Source organism: Beggiatoa leptomitoformis (assembly GCF_001305575.3).
Taxonomy (GTDB): domain Bacteria; phylum Pseudomonadota; class Gammaproteobacteria; order Beggiatoales; family Beggiatoaceae; genus Beggiatoa; species Beggiatoa leptomitoformis.
Genome location: NZ_CP012373.2, coordinates 648,281 through 671,289, shown reverse-complemented (window position 1 = coordinate 671,289; position 23,009 = coordinate 648,281). Strand labels below are relative to the sequence as shown.

Here is a 23,009-nt window from a genome sequence, read left to right as displayed (position 1 = left end):
GATTAATAAAGTGTAATGTTATGTTTGTGCGAGCGCGTTGTTAATCATTCCTTTGTGGTGATTTTTCCTTATAAAACAATTTCTTGTTATTTATGTTTAAGCCTAAAATAAATACTAACTCATGAAAATTACAGCCATTGGTGTGAACGCGGCATTCTCAACTGGAGAATACGAACACGGTTTATCCGTTCAGGATGTGCGAGAGTTGATTTTAGAATTAAAAGGAACTCGTACATTACAAACGCTGTCAGATGCTGAGCTGACCGCACACTTGACACAACGTAGTAAATGTTATTACAACCCTAAATGGCACTCAAACTTCCTATTAGAATTTGATATGCCAAGCAAACGTGGTACTGCACCTTATCGTTTATTAATTGATATGGGTGGCGATGCTCGCCATGCGCTAAAAGCTTTAAATATTAGCTCTAATCAAATTGACGGTGTTTATATTTCTCACCCACACAATGACCATATTGGCGGGATGGAATGTATTGCGCTTACAACCTTATTTAATCCAAACTACACCCAGCAAAAGAAAGCATGGCTAGGCGGGATGTTTATCGCAGATAAGCTATTTCATGAACAAACTTTATGGGCAAATCCGCCAGCCAATGCAAAACCCGATTTATTTATTCATAAAAAAGTGCTTGAACCATTAAGACGAGCCGTAGGGCCCGGTTTAGATACCGTGCAGGGCGTGCCGAATGTAAATTTAGAGACTTATTTTGATATTCATCTTGTGGGCAAACAAGAGGATGGCAGAACAGCTACCCATACTTTTCAAGATGGGGAAGACTCATGGGTGATGACACCCGTGTTTGCGATGCACGTTTTTTCCAGCTCAGAAGAAATGCCCAGTTATGGCATTAGCCTACAACATTCTAGCGGCTATAACGTATTGATGCCGACAGATATTCAATTTATGATTCCCCCACAATTAGAAATGCACTATCGCAAAGCCGACCGTATTTATATGGATTGCGAAACAAGTGCATTTCCCTCTGGTGTGCATCCACATATTTCTGATTTAATTAAACATCTTGACCCAGAAATTCAGAAAAAATGCTTATTATATCATTATGATAATTACCCAATAATTCCTGAAAAAATGTTTTTTGGCATCCTTTCAGCGGGGGATTCACATAGCTATCCACCGCCTAAAAAATAAGCCACTCTAAACACCTTTCTGCTGAAGCCCCCTTTTTCTTAAAGGGGGAAAATCACGAATTCCCTTCCCAATCTTCCATTATTGTTTACTCATCATCTATGGCAAAATGCAAACAGTCTTAACCCTGTTTGGATATAACGCATGAAAATTCGCTATTTGCTACTGTTATTATTACTATTTATTACGCCAAATAGTTTTGCTACCCCTATCAGAGGGGAACATATTGAAGTTGAACTGATTGCTGAAGTCACTTCAGGAAAAGCGGGCGATAGTTTTTGGCTGGCTTTACGTTTGCAACCTGATGTTAATTGGCATACTTATTGGCGCAATTCGGGTGATTCAGGGATGCCGCCCAGTGTTAAATGGCAAGTACCTGATGGCGTACAAGTGGGTGAATTCCAATGGGCATATCCACAACGTATTCCTTTTGCACATCTGATGAATTTTGGATACAGCGCGGAAAATTATCTACTTGCACAAGTCACCATTCCCGCACAATACACCGCCACCACATTAGCAATTCAAGCCAAAGCCCGTTGGTTAGTCTGTGAAACTATCTGTGTACCGGGTGATGCAAATTTAACCCTAAGCTTACCTATCAGCACAGCAACACCCACACCCGATGCACGCTGGCAAACTGCTTTTGCTAATACTCGCGCCGCGTTACCCATTCCCGTCGAATGGCAAGCCCGTTTTAATTTTGCTGATAATGCACTTATCATACAAATTCAAACGGATATGTTGAATAATCTACAAACTATCGCCTTTTTTCCCAACGATAAAGATTTGATTCAAAACGCCGCGCCACAAATGCTTATGCAGGAAGCCGATAATTTATTTTTACGCATTCCGCAACACCCTTTTTTTAACACTCCCCCTGCCCAACTCTCAGGCGTTTTAGTCGTTACCCAAGCAGATAAAACACAAAGTTATCAACTCGTAGCAACACCAGCACCTGTCACGCTCCCGCTCACATTTACCCAAGCCCAACGTGCAGGACAAACATACAACACCGCAAAACCAAGCAATGGTGAACAAACCACACTGCTATTAATTCTCTTATTTGCCTTGTTGGGAGGATTAATTCTTAATTTAATGCCCTGTGTTTTTCCTATCCTCGCTTTAAAAGCGGTAAGCCTTGCCGAATCGCATTATTTATCCGTGCGTAAACAACGCTTACACGGCATCATTTACACCAGCGGGGTGATTAGTGCGTTTTTACTGATTGCAGGGATTTTATTAGGGTTACGGGCTGGTGGGGCGCATATTGGCTGGGGATTTCAATTACAATCCCCACTTTTTGTAGCTATATTAGCCTACCTATTTTTTGCGATGGCGTTGAGTTTATCGGGCGTTGTGACTTTTGGCACGCGTTTAATGGGAATTGGTGATTCCCTCGCAACACAACGCGGTTATCGTGGCTCATTTTTTACAGGTGTTTTAGCGGTTGTTGTCGCTAGCCCCTGTTCCGCACCCTTTATGGGAACGGCGGTTGGTTTCGCGCTGTTACAATCCCCAACGACAGCACTGGCTATTTTTTCCGCCTTGGGTTTAGGCATGGCGTTACCGTTTTTATTACTAACTTTTTTACCACAATGGGCGCGATTTTTACCCCGTGCAGGCGCGTGGATGGACACGTTTAAACAGTTTATGGCGTTTCCACTCTATTTAACGGTTGTCTGGTTATTATGGATTTTAGGGCGACAAACCAGCGTCAACGGTATGGCGATTGTATTAATCGGCTTAGTATTGCTTGCATTCGCGCTTTGGGTTTGGGGACACAATCCATACGTAAAACACAACTGGCGCATTTTACATGCTTGTTTGAGCCTATTAGCGGGGGGAATTGCATTAGGTTTATTAAGTAGTGCGTTTTTAAACCCCGTTATGGGCAATCATAACGCGCCAGAAACAACCGCCTCATTGGCGTACAGCGCGGAAAAATTGGCACAATTACGGGCTGAAGGCAAAGCCGTTTTTGTTAATTTAACCGCTGATTGGTGCATTACTTGTTTGGTTAATGAACAAGTTGCCTTAAACACACAAGCGGTACAACAAGCCTTTGTTAATAAGAACATTTATTATTTAAAGGGTGATTGGACAAATGAAAATCCAGAAATCACGGCTTTATTAAACCAGTTTCAACGCAGTGGCGTTCCGCTTTATTTGTATTACGCAGCAAATGCCGCTGAGCCAATTGTTTTACCTCAATTACTTACGCCTTCTATTGTACTCAATGCACTGTAAAGTTTGTCTGAAGCAGAATTTTCAGAACCCTAACTGTAATGATTTTTAATCCTGCTAATTCTGATTCAGACAACCAAGCAACTTATACCTGTGCGCGAATAACATCAGCCAAATCTTCTACAACGGTTTTAACCTGTTGTAAATCTGCACCTTCTACCATAACACGAATTAACGGTTCTGTTCCCGAAGGACGCAATAGAACCCGTCCTTGTTGGGCTAACTGTTGTTCTGCTGACTGTAATGCTTGTTTTACAATAGGCAATTGTAATATTTTTGGACCATTTTGGATGGGGATATTAATCATCAGTTGCGGTAATTTCTGCATTCCCTGCTTTAATTCATGCACGCTTAACCCTGTTTGCCGACTGATTTCCAATACTTGCAACGCGGTAATAATGCCATCGCCCGTTGTTGTGCGGTCTAAACAAATCACATGCCCTGATGATTCCCCACCCAAACAACCGCCAACTTGTTGCAACAGTTCTAAGACATAACGGTCACCAACCGCAGCCCGATGAAAATTAATGCCCTTGTCTAATAAAGCCTTTTCTAAACCAAAATTACTCATCAATGTGCCAACAACCGCACCTTGTAACTGTCCTGCCTGATGACGTGCATTAGCAATAATAAATAATAATTCATCACCATCAACAATTTCGCCACGATGGTCAACCATAATCACGCGGTCGCCATCACCATCTAAGGCGATGCCTAAATCTGCTTGGCGTTCTAATACCATTTCCCGCAATTTTTGAGGCTGGGTTGCACCAACCCCCTCGTTAATATTTAAACCATTGGGTTGCACGCCAATGCTGGTAACACTTGCCCCTAACTCTTCAAAAACCGCTGGTGCAATGTTATAAGTTGCCCCATGTGCGCAATCAACAATTAACTTAACCCCTTTTAAATCCGTATCATATAAAATTGTACGCTTACAAAATTCAATATAACGTCCTCGAGCATCATTAATCCGTTCTGCTTTACCAAACTTATCCGCCGTTGCCATACGCATGGGTTTATCTAATTCAGCTTCTATGGCAAGTTCAACATCATCAGGTAATTTTGTACCACGACTGGAAAAAAATTTTATCCCATTATCTTGAAAAGGATTATGTGAAGCACTGATAACAATACCCGCTTGTGCATGAAAAGTGCGTGTTAAATAAGCAATACCGGGGGTTGGCATCGGTCCTAATAAACCCACATCCATACCCGCTGCCGATAGCCCCGCTTCTAGTGCAGATTCAAACATATAGCCAGAAATTCGGGTGTCTTTACCAATAATGATTTTATTACGCCCTTTACCATTTGCTAACACTCGCCCAACTGCCCAACCCAGTTTTAACACAAAATCAGGGGTGATTGGATACTCTCCTACGGTTCCTCGAATACCATCCGTGCCAAAGTATTTACGTTCTTGTTTCATTATGAATAACCTAGACAAAATAATGTAACGGCGAATTTCTTCGCCGTGTCTCTACGCTTCGGATGTGACTTTAACGCGCCTTACCACGAATGAGTGTTCCTACACCTTCATTGGTAAAAATTTCTAGTAATACAGCATGTTCTACTCGTCCATCAACAATATGTGCAGTCTTAACACCTGCATGTACGGCTTCTAAGGCACAACGGACTTTAGGCAACATACCGCCAGAAATCGTGCCATCTTCAATCAAGCCTTGTACGGTTGCAGAATCTAATCCTGTTAATACGTTACCTGCCTTATCTAACACACCCGCTGTATTGGTTAATAACATCAGGTTTTCAGCCCCTAATACTTCGGCTAATTTACCCGCTACTAAATCGGCATTAATATTATAGGATTGACCATCATCGCCGACTCCAATAGGTGCAATAACAGGGATAAAATCGCCATGAATTAAATGGGTTAAAATACCGGTGTCAAAACTGGCAACTTCCCCCACATGACCAATATCAATGATTTCAGGGGCATTCATTTCAGGATTGGTGCGCGTAAAAGTGAGTTTGCGTGCGTGAATTAATTCTGCATCTTTACCCGTTAAACCAACCGCCTTTCCCCCTTGACGATTGATAAGCGTCACGATGTCTTTATTCACTAATCCACCCAAAACCATTTGGACGACATCCATCGTTTCATTATCAGTAATCCGCATTCCTTGAAAGAATTCGCTTTGTTTTCCCAAGCGTTTTAATAAATCTCCAATTTGTGGACCACCACCATGTACAACAATAGGATTCATCCCAACCCGTTTTAATAACACAATGTCACGCGCAAAACTTTGTTTTAACGTTTCATCCACCATTGCATTACCGCCATATTTCACCACTAAGGTTTTATCTTGATAGCGGTTGATATACGGTAATGCTTCAATCAACACATGGGCAACAGATTTTGCAGTTGTAGTGGTAAGCGACATAAATAGTTTAAATCCAAGTTGAGAGAAAAAATGTGACTTATTCTATCGTGAATAATAAGGGGATGCGTAGCGTTATGACGTGGGGTAAAGACGAATCCGCCATTCACAAAAGTCATACGAATACCACTGTTTTAAGCAATGTTATCCGTTTTAAAGCGTGTTTGAATTATAACTTTTGGAATTATCCGAACTTTCAGAATTTAAAAGCTGAAAAACAGCGACTTTTGCTATCCCAAACTTAGGTGACATATCCAATTGTTTTACATAAAGGTTCACAATATTCTATAACCCGTTGTAAATTTTCAGCGGGTATGGTTTCGCGCCAACTGTCAATTTTACCGATACGAAAAGTACGTGAATTTGCATCATAAATACGATGTAAATTACGTCGGACTTCAGAAGTCAATGGTATTTCTAAATGCTGAGCAATGCGTTCTACAGTTGCCTGCTGTTGACTGGCTTCCCCGCCCCCTTGCTCGCCCACTAAATCTTCAAAACGCACCAATAAACAATTGGGGTCTGTCTGCCAAGCAGTAATAGAATGAAAAACCTGCGTAAAGGGTAGAATCGTTACATTTGCCTGTGGTGCATGTCCCCCTTGTAAGATAAATTCTAATCGTTCTGTAAAGGAGAGCGGTTGAAAATCATCCTCTAAAAAATGCGCGCCCATGTCCGTTTGTCGCGCAGATAGTACAAAGGGTAAAAAAGAAGCCAATACCGCGCGTGGATCACGAATGATGGCAACATGTTTATAACCAACCGATTTTAATAAAGGCGATAAGGCAGGGTGGTAGGGAATATGTCCTTGAATATAATGTTGGTTTGGAATGCTTTTTAACCAATAACAAAGTGTGGGTTGATTGACGGGATACGGCGTAAATACACCAATATCAATATGTACTTGGGTATCTGCGGGTTTTTTTGTGGCATTTTTGGCTTGGCGATAAACCAATAATTTTGGAATGCGAATGCCCAACCATTCCCGCAAGGTGAGACTATAACTTTTATGTAGTGCATACTCTTGATAACCAAGTAGTTGTATCGTTTTTGTGAGTAAATGAGTACCACTTTTAGGGAGAGAGTTGACAAGAATTCGCATAGTAATTGAGGAAACCGTATTAGTGGTAAAAGCTAATACGGTTTGTTGGCATAAGAAATATTAAAGAGGAATTAACTACCTACTGTAATAGTAATCGGTTTTTCACTCTTCACCATTGTTCCATCAGACAATTGATAACCTAAGAGAATATCAACTTTACCAGGTAAAGACAGTACCCCTTGATAAATGGGTACAGGTACCCGTTTGGTTAAAGCACTGACGCTAAAGAAAGGTAAAATAGAGGTATCATCCCATAAAGTGGCTGAGCCATCTTGTTTAAACATCAGTTTTACGGGTGTTCCTTCAGGTGGGGTATAGGTTACTTGGACGAAAATATTAGCAGGTAAACCGATATGTTCTTTTGCAGGTTGAATGCTGGCTTCAACCTCAACTAAATCGGTGGTTTTTGGGGTAGTTTTTTGGTTAAAGTAGAGGTAATTAACCGCTGTTCCCCCCGTAACACGGGCATCACTTAAAATAGTGCTGTTAATAAGACCGCCTAAATCCCCATTGATAATTTTGCCACTGATTTCAATCACACTGTTTTGTTCAGCATATTGCCGATAGACTTTTAACAATTCAGCAAATTTTTCAGGCTCTTTGGTGGAGAGGTTATTACGTTCAAAGGGGTCAATAGTAAGGTTAAATAAATACCAGTTTTCATCCCAACGATTTTGCTCAGGTATCCATTTTTGCGAGAGTTTCCAATTGCCTTTCCGCACACCCTTCGCGCTGTCTAATTCCCATGCTAACCAACGTTCGGGGTCACTAACGACTTGTCCAGAAAATAAACCCGCCATGGATATGCCTTGCATAGGTGTATTGGGACGGTCTTTATAAACATACGGATATTGCGCACCTGCCATGTCCAAAATCGTGGCAGAAATATCCATGACAGAGGTTAAACCGCTGTATTTTACCCCTGAAATCTTGCTTTGAGGGTAATGTACAAAGGCGGCAGTCCGTACACCACCATCAAATGTATCACGTTTATATTGATTTAACGGCGTGTTCATCACCATTCCCCACCCGGGACTTGAACCAATTAGGGACTTGATATTCCCTATATTTTCATAACTATTGTCGAAATTCTTCGCAACATAGGCTTTATAGGCAGGACCACCTGCTGCGGAAAATGCCCCCCCATTATCTGAATGGACGAAAATCACTGTATTGTCATATTCACCAATATCTTTCAGGTGTTGTACAACGCGCCCGATGTTTTGGTCTAATATGTCTAACATTGCCGCATAAATCGCCATCCGCTTGGTTTCATAGCGTTTTTGTTCGTCAGTTAAACTATCCCATGCAGGAACATTCTCAGGGCGGGCGGGAAGTTGTAAATTATCCGTCCAAAAGCCCAGTTGTTTTTGACGGGTAAAGCGTTCTTCACGAATAACATCCCAACCACGTTCATAATAAGCCAGATATTTTGCAGTCACATCTGCGGGCGCTTGGTAGGGGTCATGTGGTGTGATGTAAGATAAATTGAGATAAAACGGTTTACTTTTATCCCGACTATCTAAAATTTCTAGCGTTTTATCGGTGTAATACGTTGTTGCATAGGCATTTGGTGGAAAGTCTTTAAATTCTACCCCATTTTGATTATAGGGGCTTTCTAAGCCTAAATTCGCGTAGTAATTTGCGTCAAATGTGGTAACTAATTTGCCTTGGGCATCGGATAAAAAGTAAGTATCACCACCGGGTAACAACACAAAGGTTTGGTCTATGCCCCGCTTACTGGGGTAATATTCAGGTTCTTCACCTAAATCCCACTTACCGACCATCATATTGTGGTAGCCAGTATTTTGTAAAACTTCAGTAAATGGCAGAACATATTCAGGTAATAAACCCTCATACCCTGCAAGATTGTGCCCTTGTCTATCACGTTGTTCTGGACGCACCCATGTTGGCATATTGCCCACACCAGATTGATGATAGTCCTTCCCTGTAAATAGCATGGCTCTTGATGGTGTGGAAGTCGGTGCTGCGTAGAAATTATTGAGAATAATACCTGTATTTGCCAATTGGTCTAAATTTGGTGTAGGAATTTCACTACCAAATGAACCTAAATCAGAAAACCCCATATCATCTAACACGATAGTGATAAAGTTGGGTTTGCCCGTTGTACTCGCCCGTGGTAAAACATCTGCAATGGCTTGTTGTAAAGGATTAGCACATAACAGCGTTGATACCGTGCAGGCACCAATAACTGCCTTCTTGAAATGAATAGAAAGTCGTCCCATTATGATTAGTTCTTGAATAAGATTATTTAAGGGTTGTGAAACTTATGTACTTACTATTTTTCACATAAGTTTTATATGAGGTTAGTCAAACACGTTTATCTGTGTCTAACTTTTATGTAGTGAGTGCATGTAGCCACATGTCACTCACTTAAAAAATGCGCGCCTAGTCAAAGGGTAAAAAAGAAACCAATACCGAAAGAGGAATTAACTACCTACTGTAATAGTAATCGGTTTTTCACTCTTCACCATTGTTCCATCAGATAATTGATAACCTAAGAGAATATCAACTTTACCAGGTAAAGACAGTATCCCTTGATAAATGGGTACAGGTACCCGTTTGGTTAAAGCACTGACGCTAAAGAAAGGTAAAATAGAGGCATCATCCCATAAAGTGGCTGAGCCGTCTTGTTTAAACATCAGTTTTACGGGTGTTCCTTCAGGTGGGGTATAGGTTACTTGGACGAAAATATTAGCAGGTAAGCCGATATGTTCTTTTGCAGGTTGAATGCTGGCTTCAACCTCAACTAAATCGGTGGTTTTTGGGGTAGTTTTTTGGTTAAAGTAGAGGTAATTAACCGCTGTTCCCCCCGTGATACGGGCATCACTTAAAATAGTGCTGTTAATAAGACCACCTAAATCCCCATTGATAATTTTGCCGCTGATTTCAATTACACTGTTTTGTTCAGCATATTGCCGATAGACTTTTAACAATTCAGCAAATTTTTCAGGCTCTTTGGTGGAGAGGTTATTACGTTCAAAGGGGTCAATAGTAAGGTTAAATAAATACCAGTTTTCATCCCAACGATTTTGCTCAGGTATCCATTTCTGCGAGAGTTTCCAATTGCCTTTCCGCACACCCTTCGCGCTGTCTAATTCCCATGCTAACCAACGTTCGGGGTCACTAACGACTTGTCCAGAAAATAAACCCGCCATGGATATGCCTTGCATAGGTGTATTGGGACGGTCTTTATAAACATACGGATATTGCGCACCTGCCATGTCCAAAATCGTGGCAGAAATATCCATGACAGAGGTTAAACCGCTGTATTTTACCCCTGAAATCTTGCTTTGAGGGTAATGTACAAAGGCAGCAGTCCGTACACCACCATCAAATGTATCACCTTTATATTGATTTAATGGCGTGTTCATCACCATTCCCCACCCAGGGCTTGAACCAATTAGGGACTTGATATTCCCTATATTTTCATAACTATTGTCGAAATTCTTCGCAACATAGGCTTGGTAGGCAGGGCTACCCGCTGCGGAAAATGGTCCCCCATTATCTGAATGGACGAAAATCACGGTATTGTCATATTCACCAATATCTTTCAGGTGTTGTACAACGCGCCCGATGTTTTGGTCTAATATGTCTAACATTGCTGCATAAATCGCCATCCGCTTGGTTTCATAGCGTTTTTGTTCGTCAGTTAAACTATCCCATGCAGGAACATTCTCAGGGCGGGCGGGAAGTTGTAAATTATCCGTCCAAAAGCCCAGTTGTTTTTGACGGGTAAAGCGTTCTTCACGAATAACATCCCAACCACGTTCATAATAAGCCAGATATTTTGCAGTCACATCTGCGGGCGCTTGGTAGGGGTCATGTGGTGTGATGTAAGATAAATTGAGATAAAACGGTTTACTTTTATCCCGACTATCTAAAATTTCTAGCGTTTTATCGGTGTAATACGTTGTTGCATAGGCATTTGGTGGAAAGTCTTTAAATTCTACCCCATTTTGATTATAGGGGCTTTCTAAGCCTAAATTCGCGTAGTAATTTGCGTCAAATGTGGTAACTAATTTGCCTTGGGCATCGGATAAAAAGTAAGTATCACCACCGGGTAACAACACAAAGGTTTGGTCTATGCCCCGCTTACTGGGGTAATATTCAGGTTCTTCACCTAAATCCCACTTACCGACCATCATATTGTGATAGCCAGTATTTTGTAAAACTTCAGTAAATGGCAGAACATATTCAGGTAATAAACCCTCATACCCTGCGAGATTGTGCCCTTGTCTATCACGTTGTTCTGGACGCACCCATGTTGGCATATTGCCCACACCAGATTGATGATGGTCCTTCCCTGTAAATAGCATGGCCCTTGATGGTGTGGAAGTCGGTGCTGCGTAGAAATTATTGAGAATAATACCTGTATTTGCCAATTGGTCTAAATTTGGTGTAGGAATTTCACTACCAAATGAACCTAAATCAGAAAACCCCATATCATCTAACACGATAGTGATAAAGTTGGGTTTGCCCGTTGTACTCGCCCGTGGTAAAACATCTGCAATGGCTTGTTGTAAAGGATTAGCACATAACAGCGTTGATACCGTGCAAGCACCAATAACTGCCTTCTTGAAATGAATAGAAAGTTGTCCCATTATAATTAGCTCTTGAATAAGATTATTTAAGGGTTGTGAAACTTATGTACTTACTATTTTTCACATAAGTTTTATATGAGGTTAGTCAAACACGTTTATCTGTGTCTAACTTTTATGTAGTGAGTGCATGTAGCCGCATGTCACTCACTTTTTACACACTTGGTCATCCAAGTACGTTATATTTCACCCGTTTCCCATGCAGTGTCTTGCACGGTTGTTTGATGAAGGGGTTGTTGAGGAAGATATGCAACGAACTCAGCAATTGTTGGTGCATTAAACAAATCAGCTAAACGAAAATCCTGTTTAAATTGCGTTTGTAGTTTTAAAAACAACAGCATTGCGTTTAGCGAATCTCCCCCCAAAGCAAAAAAATTATCATGAATCCCAACCGATTCTAATCCCAACACATCAGCCCAAGTATCAGCCAACACTTGTTCTACTGCATTACGTGGTCTTGCCGTTTCTGTCAGCGTGACAGGATAGTGTACGGGCAACTTTGCAAGCGATTGTCTATCCACTTTCCCTGTGGGGGTTAATGGGAAATCGGCAAGCATCACAAATGCTGATGGCATCATATAATGGGGCAATTTAGCCCGTAAGAAACGGCGCAAGTCGCCCGCTAACTGACGATGTTGTTTAGCTTGTGCAGGATTATTGGTATAAAGCGACCATAATTTATCCATAACCAGCGGTCGCTCAAAAATGGCTGGCACAGCATTCATTGTTTGGTGCGTAAATACCACATCAAAGTGTCCTTGCACCCCACTATTTAACCAACTAATTTCAACATGATAAGGTATTTTTTTAGTTAAGTGCCATAAGTCAGCGGGATTAATTCCTTGTTGCACTTGCTGACTAACAAAGGTATGTAATTCTGCAACTGTTTGATGAGGTTGCGCATATTCTTGTAACCATTGCCATTGTTGTAATGGGGTATGTAATCGAGCATTCGTAATACCGCGAATACCAAAGAGAGGGGGGGCTTCTTGAGTCAGTAATTTTTCTATTTCAGCAAGACTTAAAGGCTGTTCTTCCCATGTCAACCAGTGCGGAATCGCTCGTGGTAATAATGCTTCTCCAACATGTAACAATACATCATAACGAAATTGGGTTGATTCATTTAAATGTCGCCCATCCCTAGGCATTACTTGAACATGTTGGATTTGTGGGTAGGCATTTTGTAATACAATGAAAAAACTTGGAGAAACAGACAATTCTTTTTTTTGTACTTTACTTTGCTGAATTTTTTGTAATAAGCGTTCTGGTGTTAATTGAGCATCGGCTTGATAGGCTTGTAACGAGGCGTGATAAATTTCTTGTAAGTTATAATTAACCACATCACCAATGATTAACGCCCCACCTGCTCTTAACAGCTTTAATGCACCCGTCACTACCGTTAATAAATAATCAGTATCAGGAAAACTTTGAATAACCGAGTTAATAAGAATAACGTCTTGCGACGCAGGGGCTAAATCGGTGAAATTATCCGCAGAACGGTGTAAAAGTGTGACATTTTCCAAACCACCAATTGTCCGCCTGAGTTTTTCTACATAAGCAATTGCAGTTGCAGAATAATCCGCGCCAATATAAGACTGACAATGGGGAGCAATACGGGTGAGCAACAGCCCCGCACCGCAACCGATTTCTAATACGTGTTGTGGTTTTAATGCCAGTACACGCGCAACAATTTGTTCAATACTTTCCAACATTTCTGCTTCACTAAAGGCTTCTCCTGTATAACTGCTGTTCCAACCTGTCAGCGTCATTTTTTGTACATCAACATCGTTATATTGCTGATAAGTTTGCTCATTCAGTGCTTGCCAAGTGCTTAAATACTCACTGGATTGGATTGTTTGCGGTACAACATAGGCAACCAAGCGTTTATCCATCTCTTGATGCGCATTAACGACAACACTGGCTTGTTGTACCAGCGGGTGTTGCGCTAAAACTGATTCGATTTCATCTAATTCAACCCGAAAACCCCGCACTTTTACCTGATTGTCAATACGACCTAAAAACTCAATATTGCCATCGGCTAAATAACGTCCCATATCACCCGTTTTATACAAGCGTGTATCTGTTTGAGCAAAAGGGTCAGGAATAAAGCGTTCTGCGGTGAGTTCAGGACGATTCAAATAACCACGCGCAACGTTTAAGCCACCCACATACATTTCCCCAATCTCACCCATAGGCACAGGTTGGCATTGTTCATCTAACATATAAACGTGTGTATTAGGAATGGGGCAACCAATGGAAGGCGGGCTATTAGGGTCTGTACACTGCATTAAAGTTGCACAAACAGTGGTTTCTGATAAACCATAGCCATTAAAAAATAAACGATTTTTTCCCCAACGTTCAACCAGTGCTGAGGGACATACTTCCCCAACGACTAATAACATTTTTAAATCAGGAAGTTCAAGTATTGGTAACGTATTTAAAACCGACGGCGTAATTTGTAAATGTGTAATGGCTTGGTCACGTAATCGATAGGCAAAATCAGTTCCTAACATCACTGCTTTTGAAGGAAGTAAATATAAAGTTGCACCATTACATAAGGTTAAAAATAATTCGTAAGTCGCACCATCAGAATTTGCAGAGAAAAATTGTAAAACTCGACTATCCGCATCTAATTGCAAAATAGCAGGTGTAACGGTCACTAAATTACATAAACCACGATGCGTTAATAATACCCCTTTAGGTTTGCCTGTTGAACCCGATGTATAAATAATATAAGACAAATTATCAGGCTGTACGGTAACATCAGGCGGTGTATTGGGTAGTTGACGAATCGCCGAGGCTTCATGGTCTATATAAACTAAAGTGCTTTGATGGACAGGCAATAATGGTGCAACACTTTCATCCGTCAATAATAGCATTGCATTTACATCGACTAACATGAAGGCTAAACGCTCGCTAGGCGTTTCTGGGTCTAATAATAAATAAGCCCCCCCTGCTTTCAACACTGCCAAGACACAAACGACCATTTCTAATGAACGCTCAACGCAAATACCAACGATGGTATCGGCAACAACCCCTTTTTGTTGTAAATAATGTGCGAGTTGGTTTGCTTGTTGGTCTAAGGCAATATAACTTAACTGTTGTTCGGCAAAGACAACGGCAGTTGCATGAGGTCTATAACGCACTTGTTCTGCAAATAATTCATGCACACATAATGCAAGATTTGATGAGTGATTATTCATGAGTGGTTTATATCCTGACAACATTGTTACAAATGGGTTGTTAGTAAACGTTAGAAAGAACGAAACTTAATATTATCGTTACTAATTTTTAAATCAATCATCAAACCCTTTTCCACACCAAACTCAGAAATCACCAAATTATATTGGTGCTGCAATTCTATAGATAATCCTTTCAACACTATTTTTGCCCTATCAGGTTCCATCAATTGATGAGACAAATGGGCAAATGGTGCTAATACCAGATTACGGGTATCAAATTCTTTAGAAATCTTGTGTACAGACTTCAATAAACGTTTAAATTGTTTATCTCCATCAGGAGGTTCAAACGTTACCAGTACAATTAAACAATCAGAAGCATATTCAGTTTCATTCTGAGCTGGCTTTTCAGCTTTATACTCACGTCCATTCATGAATAGGGCTTTCAAACGTTTTTCTCCTAAATCAGTTAAAACAAATTTATAATAATAGTTAAGTTGATTTCTTTTTTCGTAGCGAAATTACTATTTCCTGAATTTCAATATAGCTTACCCCACACACAACGCACTTATTCAACCTGATAAACCCATATTTGAATATAAACAGTTACGTTTTCCGTGCTAACACTGGGAAAAGGGTCAGTTATTTCAACGCGCTTCCATTGGTTCTGTCGTTCTAAATCCGTTATTTTTTCTTTAAAATCACTGCTTTCATAAAATTCTGGGCGCAACGTGAAAAGAATATACCCACCAGAACGTGTGATGCGAATAAATTCGTCTAACGTACGGCTGGGCGCGTGAGAACGAACAAATGTACCAATACAAATAATCGCATCAAAGGTATTATCCGCAAAAGTAAGGGGTTCACCTAAGGTTTGTTGCGATAAGGCTTGATAACACTGTTTTGCTTCTGCTTCCGCTAACATACCCGCTGAAATATCCAACCCTTCTAATCCAATAAATCCTTTCGTATTTAAATATTGTCCGACCAACCCAGTGCCACAACCAGCATCTAAAATACACGCTTGTTTATCCACATACTTCATTAATAAATCAGCGGTTTGTTCACGTCCAACATAATCTTGAGATTGTTGGTCATACGTTTTTGCCAATGCGTCATAACGCGCGGCTAATGTTTGACTATTTTGTTCAATAAATAAAGGGTTTACAGTAGTAGATGTTGTCATGAAAATACGCTCACAGAGAACGGGATTGAAAAGAGGATAAATCACTTAACTTTTTCTGAGGATTACGCATTAAATCCATTAATAACTGTAAAAAATCTTCATGTAGTTGGGCAATAACTGCTGGTTCGAATAAGGCAGTGCGATATTGCCATGACCATTTTAAGTAATTACCAGTCGGTGTTTTTTCTTCCCATGCCACAAGCCCCATTGCCAAACGCATGTGGGTTTCTGCGTGTTCAATAGATTGAATCTGCAAATCGGGTAAGGTAACTTGTTGTTGTAGAGACATCAGTAAAAAACTGACTAATACTTGAAATAACGGCTTTTTTGGGCGTTCTGTGGGGGACAAATGGTAACTGATTTGTTCAAAAGGGACAGATTGATGTTCTAAAGTGTGTAACATTGATTGCTTAGTCGTTTGAATTAACTCTAAAAATGAATCGGATTTTTTGACATCAATGCGTAATGCTAGCATTCCCCCAATTCTTCCAAACAACGGTTCAAATTGTTGTTGTTGACGCATTGCCATAGGCACTGCAAATACAACAGCATCATCATCACTATAACGCTGAAACAATGCCCCTAATGTGGCAATAATCAATGTAAACAAAGTTGTTTCTGTTTGTTGGCAAAGCTTTTTTAACTGTTGAGTGAGTTGTGGTGATAACTCATAAGAATAAATATGCGTTTGATAGTCACTGGCTGAATAGTTTGCAATAACAGGCAGTTTTAGGGTGGGTAGTGAATTTGCTAACCAGTGTTGCCAATATTGTATAGTTAAGGCTAATAACTCAGGCTGGATTAATTGTTGCTGTTGCCATTGGGCATAATCAGCATATTGTGCTGTTAATTTTGGTAAGGTTATTGGTTTATTGCTATGAAAGTGTTGGTAAAAATTGACTATTTCTTGTAAAAGAAGATGGCTAGACCAATCATCAAAAATAATATGATGAATACAAAAAAATAAAATAGCTTCATCATCAGCAAGGATAAACAAGCGCACTCGTAACGGAACAGTATTTGCCAAATCGAAGGGAATATCTAATTCTGCTTTAATGAGCTTTTCAAGGTTTTGCATTGATGAATCAACAGGTTGTAGCTCGATAATCTGCATATCGAGTACGCCCGTTGAATAAATAACCTGTTGTAATTTATTATCTATCTTTTGTAATACGGTGCGGAGCAATTCATGCCGTTGTATGATGGCGTATAAACTTTTCTCTAACGCAATACAATCAATTTTACCGTGTAAACGTAAGGAATAAGACAAGTTATGAAAGGTATCACTCAGATCATTCTGTTGATACGTCCAAAAACGTAATTGAGGAAAAGAAGGGAGCGCGTAGCGTGGTTGTGTAGCTTGCGCACGTAATAATTGAATTAGTTCAGTTTTATGTTCACGGATTTGTTGTAATAATGCAGGCGATAATGCACCTTTAGGAGCATCATAAAGCAACCGCTCGCCTTCTAACCTCAAGGTAATCTGTTGCTGTTGTAAAGTTTGTAGCAGGTCTTGGCTATTATTTGTATTCATTATATTTTTTATAAAACAGTAGCTTATAATTTTTATTGATGGATATAATAGGTTATTTATTGCAAACGACCCAACTGCTTTATAAATAAAATTGCTGTGGGAATTTTTCTGTAATCATCATAATTGCTAGACGTTGAGAGAAAACACGATAAGTACGTGATAACAAAGTGTCCGTTGTTACAACTTTAAAGAAATCGGCCAATTCTCCTGCTGGTTCTGCCGTAAAGGTTAATTTCTCTTTAAATGTTTCCAAGCGATGAGCCAGCCACAACTTACCTATAGGTGTTTTACTGCCAAGTAGTTGTTCCCTAAACGATGCTTCTAAACGGTCTGGCACGATAACCGATTCAGCATATAACCAGTTTTTTCCTGTTTCTTTGCCTTGTAATAAGATGTCGCGCTTGATAATTTTTTGCCCGATATTTATTTCTAATGCAGGAATAGCTTCTGTGCTATCTAACATCGTTTCAGCAAGTTTAATAACAATAATTGGCTCTTGTAAGTAGGCTTCGAGTAATTCGGTTAATGTGCCATCCGTTATCAATAATATCCGTTGAAAAGGGCTTAACTTTGTGAGTGTTAGCGCATCTTGCATGATAGTGACCCGTTCACTATAAGCAGAGGGTAAATAGCGTTCAGGATTATCCCAGTCTTCAGCACACATTCCCAGTGACTCCATTGAGCTATTTGAGTGATAGTTATCTGAAAACCTGCTAGTTTTTGCAACTTAGCAGGTCTATTTCACTATTTTATTAGGATTTCTATTTCTGACAAAAATATATTAAAAACTAAATTTAATGCCTGCCGCCAAAATAGTGTCTGTCGTTTCAATATCACCTGAACTTAACCCTTTTTCTTTACGACTGGTTAAGTAGTTATCTAAATTAGTAATAAACAGGTTTTTCTCGTAATTAACCGTATAGGAGGTTGTAAAGGAGAAATGCTTGCTGAGTTTAAAACTTAGCTCTGATTCTAAATTCCACAGGTAAAACTCTGTATCCTTAAGATACTGTACGTAGCTTGCGGTATTTGAGAAGTTAATAGTATCGGTTATATCCCAATCTAAGTAAGAGAATAAGTTAACGCCATCAGAAGAATAATCAGCTACATCAGGAAAGTCTGAATATTTTTTGATTTTTTGGATGGCACTGTTCATAAATGACATATCAGAGTCATTATAAAACAAAGCAATATTCCATCTAAACGTCGGTTGAGTGAACGCGGAATAACGTAAACCACCATAATATGTTTCGCGTTTATCTAGGTACTTCGTTGTGTTTTTCTCTTGTGCATAGCCGACTGCCGCTTCTAGGTTATCTAACAGTGCATAGCGAAAACCTTGGCGAAAATAGTAATCGTGAGTAAGAATGTTAGTTTCTGTGAGATTGACCGTTGTATCACGCTTATTTAAATCATAGGTTGTTTCTGAGGTAAATAGTTGCTTTCTCAGAATAAAATTTAGTTTTGCCTTATGACTTTCTGCATCAAGATTGCCACCTTGTTTAGAATAGGCGTAAGACAAATCTACATGGTATAACCACGTATCGGGTAAAGACTCTACTTTTAAGGGATTTTTAACCCACCATTTGCCCAGTTTTTCCCCGTTAGATATCCATGCCGTTTCTCCTGCAACAGGGGTTGTCACGTCTTCTGCGGCGTAAACCTGATTTAATAGACTGATAGTACAGAAGGATATACTAAGTAGATATTTTATATTTTTCATAAGGTTATAGGCTAACTATTTCAATTGAGAGTGGTTGAATAGGTGAGCAAATCCCGTCAAATTGATAGCCAAATAAAGCAATGTCTTCTGCAAAGTGGTCTGCAACCAATTGACGTGTATAAGGGGTATAGTAAGTTTTATAATCAATACGATTACTTTGATTTAAATGTGGCAATACGGTATTTGTTAATTGTAATGCTTGGCAAATTTGTTGAAAATCGTGGGTAAGTGTTTCATAACGTCCTATATAATCAACCAGTAAATTGCCTTTTTCATCAGTTAATACTTCTTTTTGCAATTTGGTTGCCCCTTTAGGAAAGGGTTTTTTTGTTTGGATAACCCATTCTAAATAAGTCTCAAAATTGGGAAAAGATTTAACGAGTTCATAACGTGGGTTAGTCGTTTCTTTGAGTAAAAAATGATACATAGACACTTGCCAATCCCACGGATTACGGACAAAAGCAAATTTATAAAATTGTTTAAATTGTACAGGTAAGGCTTTTTTTGCGTCGCAAGCTCTAGCGTGTAGCAACATCGTTTCCCACATGGTGTAAAGCGGATTTACTTGTCCATTAAGGATTTTAGTGGGTCGTTTTATTTTAAAAATGTCAGGCTCTTGCACATACGCTTTAAGTGCTTCTCGAATACTAATTCCTGCTACTTTCGCAACGTGGAAAAAAATAAATTGGTGTGTATTGGAGATTAACATCGTGCTAACTTATTATAGTGTAAGTAATTAGTTGGAGATGATAAAGGGGAAAGGCTTACCATCTCCCTAAGTAAACTAATACATCTCGGCTAATCGTTTACCAAGACTCTTGCCAACATAATCACCGTGTAGAATACCCTTAGGGGTTAATACAATTTCATTTTCAGAAACAGTTATATACCCATCATTTTTTAACGTTTCAATTTCAGCACCACAGAGGCTGTTCAATTTAAAACCATGCTTTTTCTGGAAAGCAGATAAATCTAAATGAATCAATTTAATGCCTAACACAACATCACGAATCATTTGGTCCAAAGCGGTTAAATGATGTCCACGATTAATGGGTAATTCGCCTGCTTCAAGCATTTCAATATATTTATCAGCATCGTTACTGTTCTGATAAACCCAATCACCTAAACGTCCAAACGCAGACGTACCAAAGGAAAAACAGTCGTCACCTCGCCAAATACTAGGCGCGTGTACGTGGGTATAACGTCCTTCTTTAGTGAACGTGAAGAAACTCCATGGACGATACTCCGCCGCCTCAAACTTATCTAAGGCATATTGCATGAATGAGAGTTCTTGTTCATCTGAAGGAAGTTGTAGCGTGTCGTTGCGCACTTCAATAAAGTATTGTGTGTTAGTGTACAGTTCCATCTTATACACCGTGATGCTGTGTACACCCGTTTCTAAAGCACGATTAACGCTGTATTCCCATGTTTCGGGTTTTTCACCCGCTAGACCGCTCATTAAATCGATATTAACAACAGCCCCCGTGCTTTTAGCAAATTCAATGGCACGTAAGACCTTAGCTTCTGTATCTTGACGGTTAGACAGTTTGATGATGTCGTCTGATAGTGATTGCACGCCCAAACTAATACGGTTAACACCTAATTCTTTTAAAATTTCCGCCTTTTTTTCTGTGAGGGTGACAGGTTCACCTTCAACGGTAAATTCAGCATTATCTAAATTAAAATGTTGCCGTAAAGTGTCTGTAATTTGTTTTAAATTGTCACCCGCCAATAAGGTTGGCGTGCCGCCCCCAAAATAAACGGAATTAATGGGACGTTTATTTAAACCAAAACGCTCATTTGCAAGCGTAATTTCACGACATAAAGCATCAACATATCTATCCACTTCAGACTTGCGGCTACCCGTAATTGTCCGATAGTAACAATAAGAACAACGTTGCGCACAAAAAGGGCTATGGACATACAGATTTAGGGGTCTATCACTCTGCATTTCATCAACATCCAACTTTTTCCAATGTAAAAAGTTAGGATAATTGGTAATGAATCCTTTACGAGAAGGTTCCCAATATGGATTCTCTTTTCTGGTGTTAATCATAAAAAACGCCCTTTACATGACAGTTATAACAGGCTTAAAACAATACGGTTTATATTGTTTTAGTGTACAGTTAATTTGTTAGAAACAAATTGAGCGACGGTATCAAGATTTTTAAAATAATCCATGTTCAATTCATCTTCACCAAACTTAATTCCAAAACCGTCTTCAATCAGGCTGATAAACTCCATAATAGCGATTGAATCTAGTCCTAAGCCACCTTCAAACAAGGATATTTGTGCGTCAACTTCTTCCAGACGTAAATTGACATCTAAACGATTTGCAATAATTTCGCGCAGTTGTTCAATAATTTTTTCATTTTCCATAAACTATCACCTATTTATTCATATTAAGGATTGTAGAAAATTGTAGATTTTTTGAGCCTGCTTCTCTGGTCAGGGCTTGCCTATCTACTTTACCACTGGGTAAAGCGGGCATCTCATGTATAACCACAATTTCATCAGGCACCGCATACGGTGGCAATATAGTAAAACAGGCTTCACGGATTTGTGATGAATGCCATGTGTCATCAGTTGTAGTACAGTAAGCACAAATTGCTTGTCCTTGTGTACTTTCCATATCAAGAGGCACAATAACCGCCTTTTCTATACCTGTCAGGGTTTCCATTGCCTTTTCTATTTCTGCAAATACAATCAAGAAACCGCGTCGATTGATACTATGGTCACAACGACCCCAAACGACAAGATAATCTTCTGGTAATAGACTTGCTAAATCACCCGTTTTAAACCATACAGACGCATTTACAGAAAACGCCTGCCCTTTTTCATTAATATAACGGGTAAACCCCTGTAAATATTGCAAACATAACTCACCAATTTCCACTTCTTTTTGTAAGGTCTTATCGGCTAAGAGTACGGCAACCGTTGGCATTAATTGTAAATGACCACTTGCACGTTTATCGAGTGTATCAGTTAAAACTGAGGTTGCAACAGCCCCCATTTCTGTACTGCCATATAAATTAACCAATAAGCCAAATTTTTCGCTAAACTCACTAAATAATGCACTCGGCATCTTATCACCCGCGCTGACAATCAAACGATAATTTCGTGAGGATTGACAACCTTTTAACAAGAGCTTACACAATGTAGGGGTTAAGAAAACCACAGTAGGCTGAAAGCGTTTATCCGTAGCTAAATACCGAAAAATATTTGTTTTATCTTGTAATTCTATGCAAGCTCCTGCTAGCACAGCGGGTAAGAAACCTGCACCTAAACCATACATGTGAAAAATAGGGACGGGGAGAAAAACTTTATCTAAAGCAGTTAGTTGAAATCGTTCAACACAATGACATGCATTTTGGAGTAATGCTGTATGTGTATGTTCGACAATTTTTGCCATTCCCATACTGCCTGATGTACGTAAATACAATCTTCCCTCGGGTAACGATGGCAAGGTAGCATCATAATCAGGATTTATAGTAATAGTAATGAACTGCTCGGGTGAACAAGCAAGACTCTCAGCCGTTGGCTGAATCAACAGGTGATAATGACAGAAGGCGGGCAACACAGAACGTTGTGCCGTTGGTGGAAAAAGAAAAAAGCTATAATTCCTATCCAATAAATACAATAATATCAGCGCACTAACGGTGGAATTGACAAACTCAACGGCGATACCTGTCTGTGGATAAATCTGTTTTTGTTGAAAAAAACCATCGAGATGTGCAAAAAATGCAGGGATTTCATTATATGTACAAGTGACGTTTCCGTCACTGAGCGTATTTTCCAGTATTGGCAGTTTAAAAATGCGCTGAAATCCCATTTAACAATCCTCTTGGT

The 23,009-nt window shown here is 39.7% G+C and carries 17 protein-coding genes; 2 read left to right on the top strand and 15 right to left on the bottom strand.

Annotation, left to right across the window (positions count from 1 at the left end; genetic code table 11):
• Window positions 1–121 precede the first annotated feature (121 nt).
• Window positions 122–1,171 (top strand): MBL fold metallo-hydrolase, encoded by a 1,050-nt coding sequence (locus AL038_RS02925; RefSeq protein ID WP_062148785.1) that lies wholly within the window; start codon window positions 122–124, stop codon window positions 1,169–1,171.
• A gap of 141 nt (window positions 1,172–1,312) precedes the next feature.
• Window positions 1,313–3,418 (top strand): protein-disulfide reductase DsbD family protein, encoded by a 2,106-nt coding sequence (locus AL038_RS02920; protein WP_062148782.1) that lies wholly within the window; start codon window positions 1,313–1,315, stop codon window positions 3,416–3,418.
• Between the two features lie 82 nt (window positions 3,419–3,500).
• Here AL038_RS02920 and glmM read toward each other — a convergent pair whose 3' ends face one another.
• The 15 genes from glmM to AL038_RS02845 form a co-directional block, all read right to left on the bottom strand.
• On the bottom strand, window positions 3,501–4,844 hold the full coding sequence (glmM, locus tag AL038_RS02915) for a phosphoglucosamine mutase (protein WP_062148779.1): 1,344 nt from the start codon (window positions 4,842–4,844) through the stop codon (window positions 3,501–3,503).
• Window positions 4,845–4,914: 70 nt separating this feature from the next.
• Window positions 4,915–5,817: an acetylglutamate kinase gene (gene argB, locus AL038_RS02910; protein ID WP_062148776.1), complete on the bottom strand. Its 903-nt coding sequence runs from the start codon at window positions 5,815–5,817 to the stop codon at window positions 4,915–4,917.
• 238 nt (window positions 5,818–6,055) lie between these two features.
• Window positions 6,056–6,916: a sulfotransferase domain-containing protein gene (locus AL038_RS02905; RefSeq protein WP_062148773.1), complete on the bottom strand. Its 861-nt coding sequence runs from the start codon at window positions 6,914–6,916 to the stop codon at window positions 6,056–6,058.
• Window positions 6,917–6,987: 71 nt separating this feature from the next.
• Window positions 6,988–9,162, bottom strand: a complete 2,175-nt coding sequence (locus tag AL038_RS02900) for an arylsulfatase (RefSeq protein ID WP_062148770.1) — start codon at window positions 9,160–9,162, stop codon at window positions 6,988–6,990.
• A gap of 204 nt (window positions 9,163–9,366) precedes the next feature.
• Window positions 9,367–11,541: an arylsulfatase gene (locus tag AL038_RS02895; RefSeq protein WP_062148767.1), complete on the bottom strand. Its 2,175-nt coding sequence runs from the start codon at window positions 11,539–11,541 to the stop codon at window positions 9,367–9,369.
• A gap of 176 nt (window positions 11,542–11,717) precedes the next feature.
• Window positions 11,718–14,741 carry a non-ribosomal peptide synthetase gene (locus tag AL038_RS02890; protein WP_062148764.1) on the bottom strand — a complete coding sequence of 1,008 codons (3,024 nt, stop codon included), beginning with the start codon at window positions 14,739–14,741 and terminating at the stop codon, window positions 11,718–11,720.
• Between the two features lie 50 nt (window positions 14,742–14,791).
• Window positions 14,792–15,166 (bottom strand): threonyl-tRNA synthetase editing domain-containing protein, encoded by a 375-nt coding sequence (locus AL038_RS02885; RefSeq protein WP_145917046.1) that lies wholly within the window; start codon window positions 15,164–15,166, stop codon window positions 14,792–14,794.
• Between the two features lie 119 nt (window positions 15,167–15,285).
• Window positions 15,286–15,903, bottom strand: a complete 618-nt coding sequence (locus AL038_RS02880; RefSeq protein WP_062148758.1) for a class I SAM-dependent DNA methyltransferase — start codon at window positions 15,901–15,903, stop codon at window positions 15,286–15,288.
• Between the two features lie 10 nt (window positions 15,904–15,913).
• Window positions 15,914–17,437: a condensation domain-containing protein gene (locus tag AL038_RS02875; RefSeq protein ID WP_062148756.1), complete on the bottom strand. Its 1,524-nt coding sequence runs from the start codon at window positions 17,435–17,437 to the stop codon at window positions 15,914–15,916.
• A 79-nt stretch (window positions 17,438–17,516) separates the two neighbouring features.
• The gene (locus AL038_RS02870; protein WP_062148753.1) at window positions 17,517–18,101 is read right to left on the bottom strand and encodes a chorismate--pyruvate lyase family protein; all 585 of its coding nucleotides are present in this window, start codon (window positions 18,099–18,101) and stop codon (window positions 17,517–17,519) included.
• A 117-nt stretch (window positions 18,102–18,218) separates the two neighbouring features.
• Window positions 18,219–19,160: a DUF481 domain-containing protein gene (locus AL038_RS02865; protein WP_083991404.1), complete on the bottom strand. Its 942-nt coding sequence runs from the start codon at window positions 19,158–19,160 to the stop codon at window positions 18,219–18,221.
• A 4-nt stretch (window positions 19,161–19,164) separates the two neighbouring features.
• The gene (locus AL038_RS02860; protein WP_062148748.1) at window positions 19,165–19,869 is read right to left on the bottom strand and encodes a sulfotransferase family 2 domain-containing protein; all 705 of its coding nucleotides are present in this window, start codon (window positions 19,867–19,869) and stop codon (window positions 19,165–19,167) included.
• A 75-nt stretch (window positions 19,870–19,944) separates the two neighbouring features.
• Window positions 19,945–21,216, bottom strand: a complete 1,272-nt coding sequence (locus AL038_RS02855; protein ID WP_062148745.1) for a coproporphyrinogen-III oxidase family protein — start codon at window positions 21,214–21,216, stop codon at window positions 19,945–19,947.
• Window positions 21,217–21,275: 59 nt separating this feature from the next.
• A complete protein-coding gene (locus tag AL038_RS02850) occupies window positions 21,276–21,539 on the bottom strand; it encodes an acyl carrier protein (RefSeq protein ID WP_062148741.1) in 264 nt (87 codons plus the stop codon).
• A 10-nt stretch (window positions 21,540–21,549) separates the two neighbouring features.
• A complete protein-coding gene (locus AL038_RS02845; RefSeq protein ID WP_062148738.1) occupies window positions 21,550–22,992 on the bottom strand; it encodes a class I adenylate-forming enzyme family protein in 1,443 nt (480 codons plus the stop codon).
• Window positions 22,993–23,009: the final 17 nt, after the last annotated feature.

Coding starts and splice junctions, on each gene's coding strand:
- AL038_RS02925 (WP_062148785.1), top strand. CDS start 122: ATGAAAATTACAGCCATTGGTGTGAACGCGGCATTCTCAACTGGAGAA.
- AL038_RS02905 (WP_062148773.1), bottom strand. CDS start 6,916: ATGCGAATTCTTGTCAACTCTCTCCCTAAAAGTGGTACTCATTTACTC.
- AL038_RS02845 (WP_062148738.1), bottom strand. CDS start 22,992: ATGGGATTTCAGCGCATTTTTAAACTGCCAATACTGGAAAATACGCTC.
- AL038_RS02900 (WP_062148770.1), bottom strand. CDS start 9,162: ATGGGACGACTTTCTATTCATTTCAAGAAGGCAGTTATTGGTGCCTGC.
- glmM (WP_062148779.1), bottom strand. CDS start 4,844: ATGAAACAAGAACGTAAATACTTTGGCACGGATGGTATTCGAGGAACC.
- AL038_RS02880 (WP_062148758.1), bottom strand. CDS start 15,903: ATGACAACATCTACTACTGTAAACCCTTTATTTATTGAACAAAATAGT.
- AL038_RS02855 (WP_062148745.1), bottom strand. CDS start 21,216: ATGATTAACACCAGAAAAGAGAATCCATATTGGGAACCTTCTCGTAAA.
- AL038_RS02890 (WP_062148764.1), bottom strand. CDS start 14,741: ATGAATAATCACTCATCAAATCTTGCATTATGTGTGCATGAATTATTT.
- AL038_RS02875 (WP_062148756.1), bottom strand. CDS start 17,437: ATGAATACAAATAATAGCCAAGACCTGCTACAAACTTTACAACAGCAA.
- AL038_RS02860 (WP_062148748.1), bottom strand. CDS start 19,869: ATGTTAATCTCCAATACACACCAATTTATTTTTTTCCACGTTGCGAAA.
- argB (WP_062148776.1), bottom strand. CDS start 5,817: ATGTCGCTTACCACTACAACTGCAAAATCTGTTGCCCATGTGTTGATT.
- AL038_RS02895 (WP_062148767.1), bottom strand. CDS start 11,541: ATGGGACAACTTTCTATTCATTTCAAGAAGGCAGTTATTGGTGCTTGC.
- AL038_RS02920 (WP_062148782.1), top strand. CDS start 1,313: ATGAAAATTCGCTATTTGCTACTGTTATTATTACTATTTATTACGCCA.
- AL038_RS02870 (WP_062148753.1), bottom strand. CDS start 18,101: ATGTGTGCTGAAGACTGGGATAATCCTGAACGCTATTTACCCTCTGCT.
- AL038_RS02850 (WP_062148741.1), bottom strand. CDS start 21,539: ATGGAAAATGAAAAAATTATTGAACAACTGCGCGAAATTATTGCAAAT.
- AL038_RS02865 (WP_083991404.1), bottom strand. CDS start 19,160: ATGAAAAATATAAAATATCTACTTAGTATATCCTTCTGTACTATCAGT.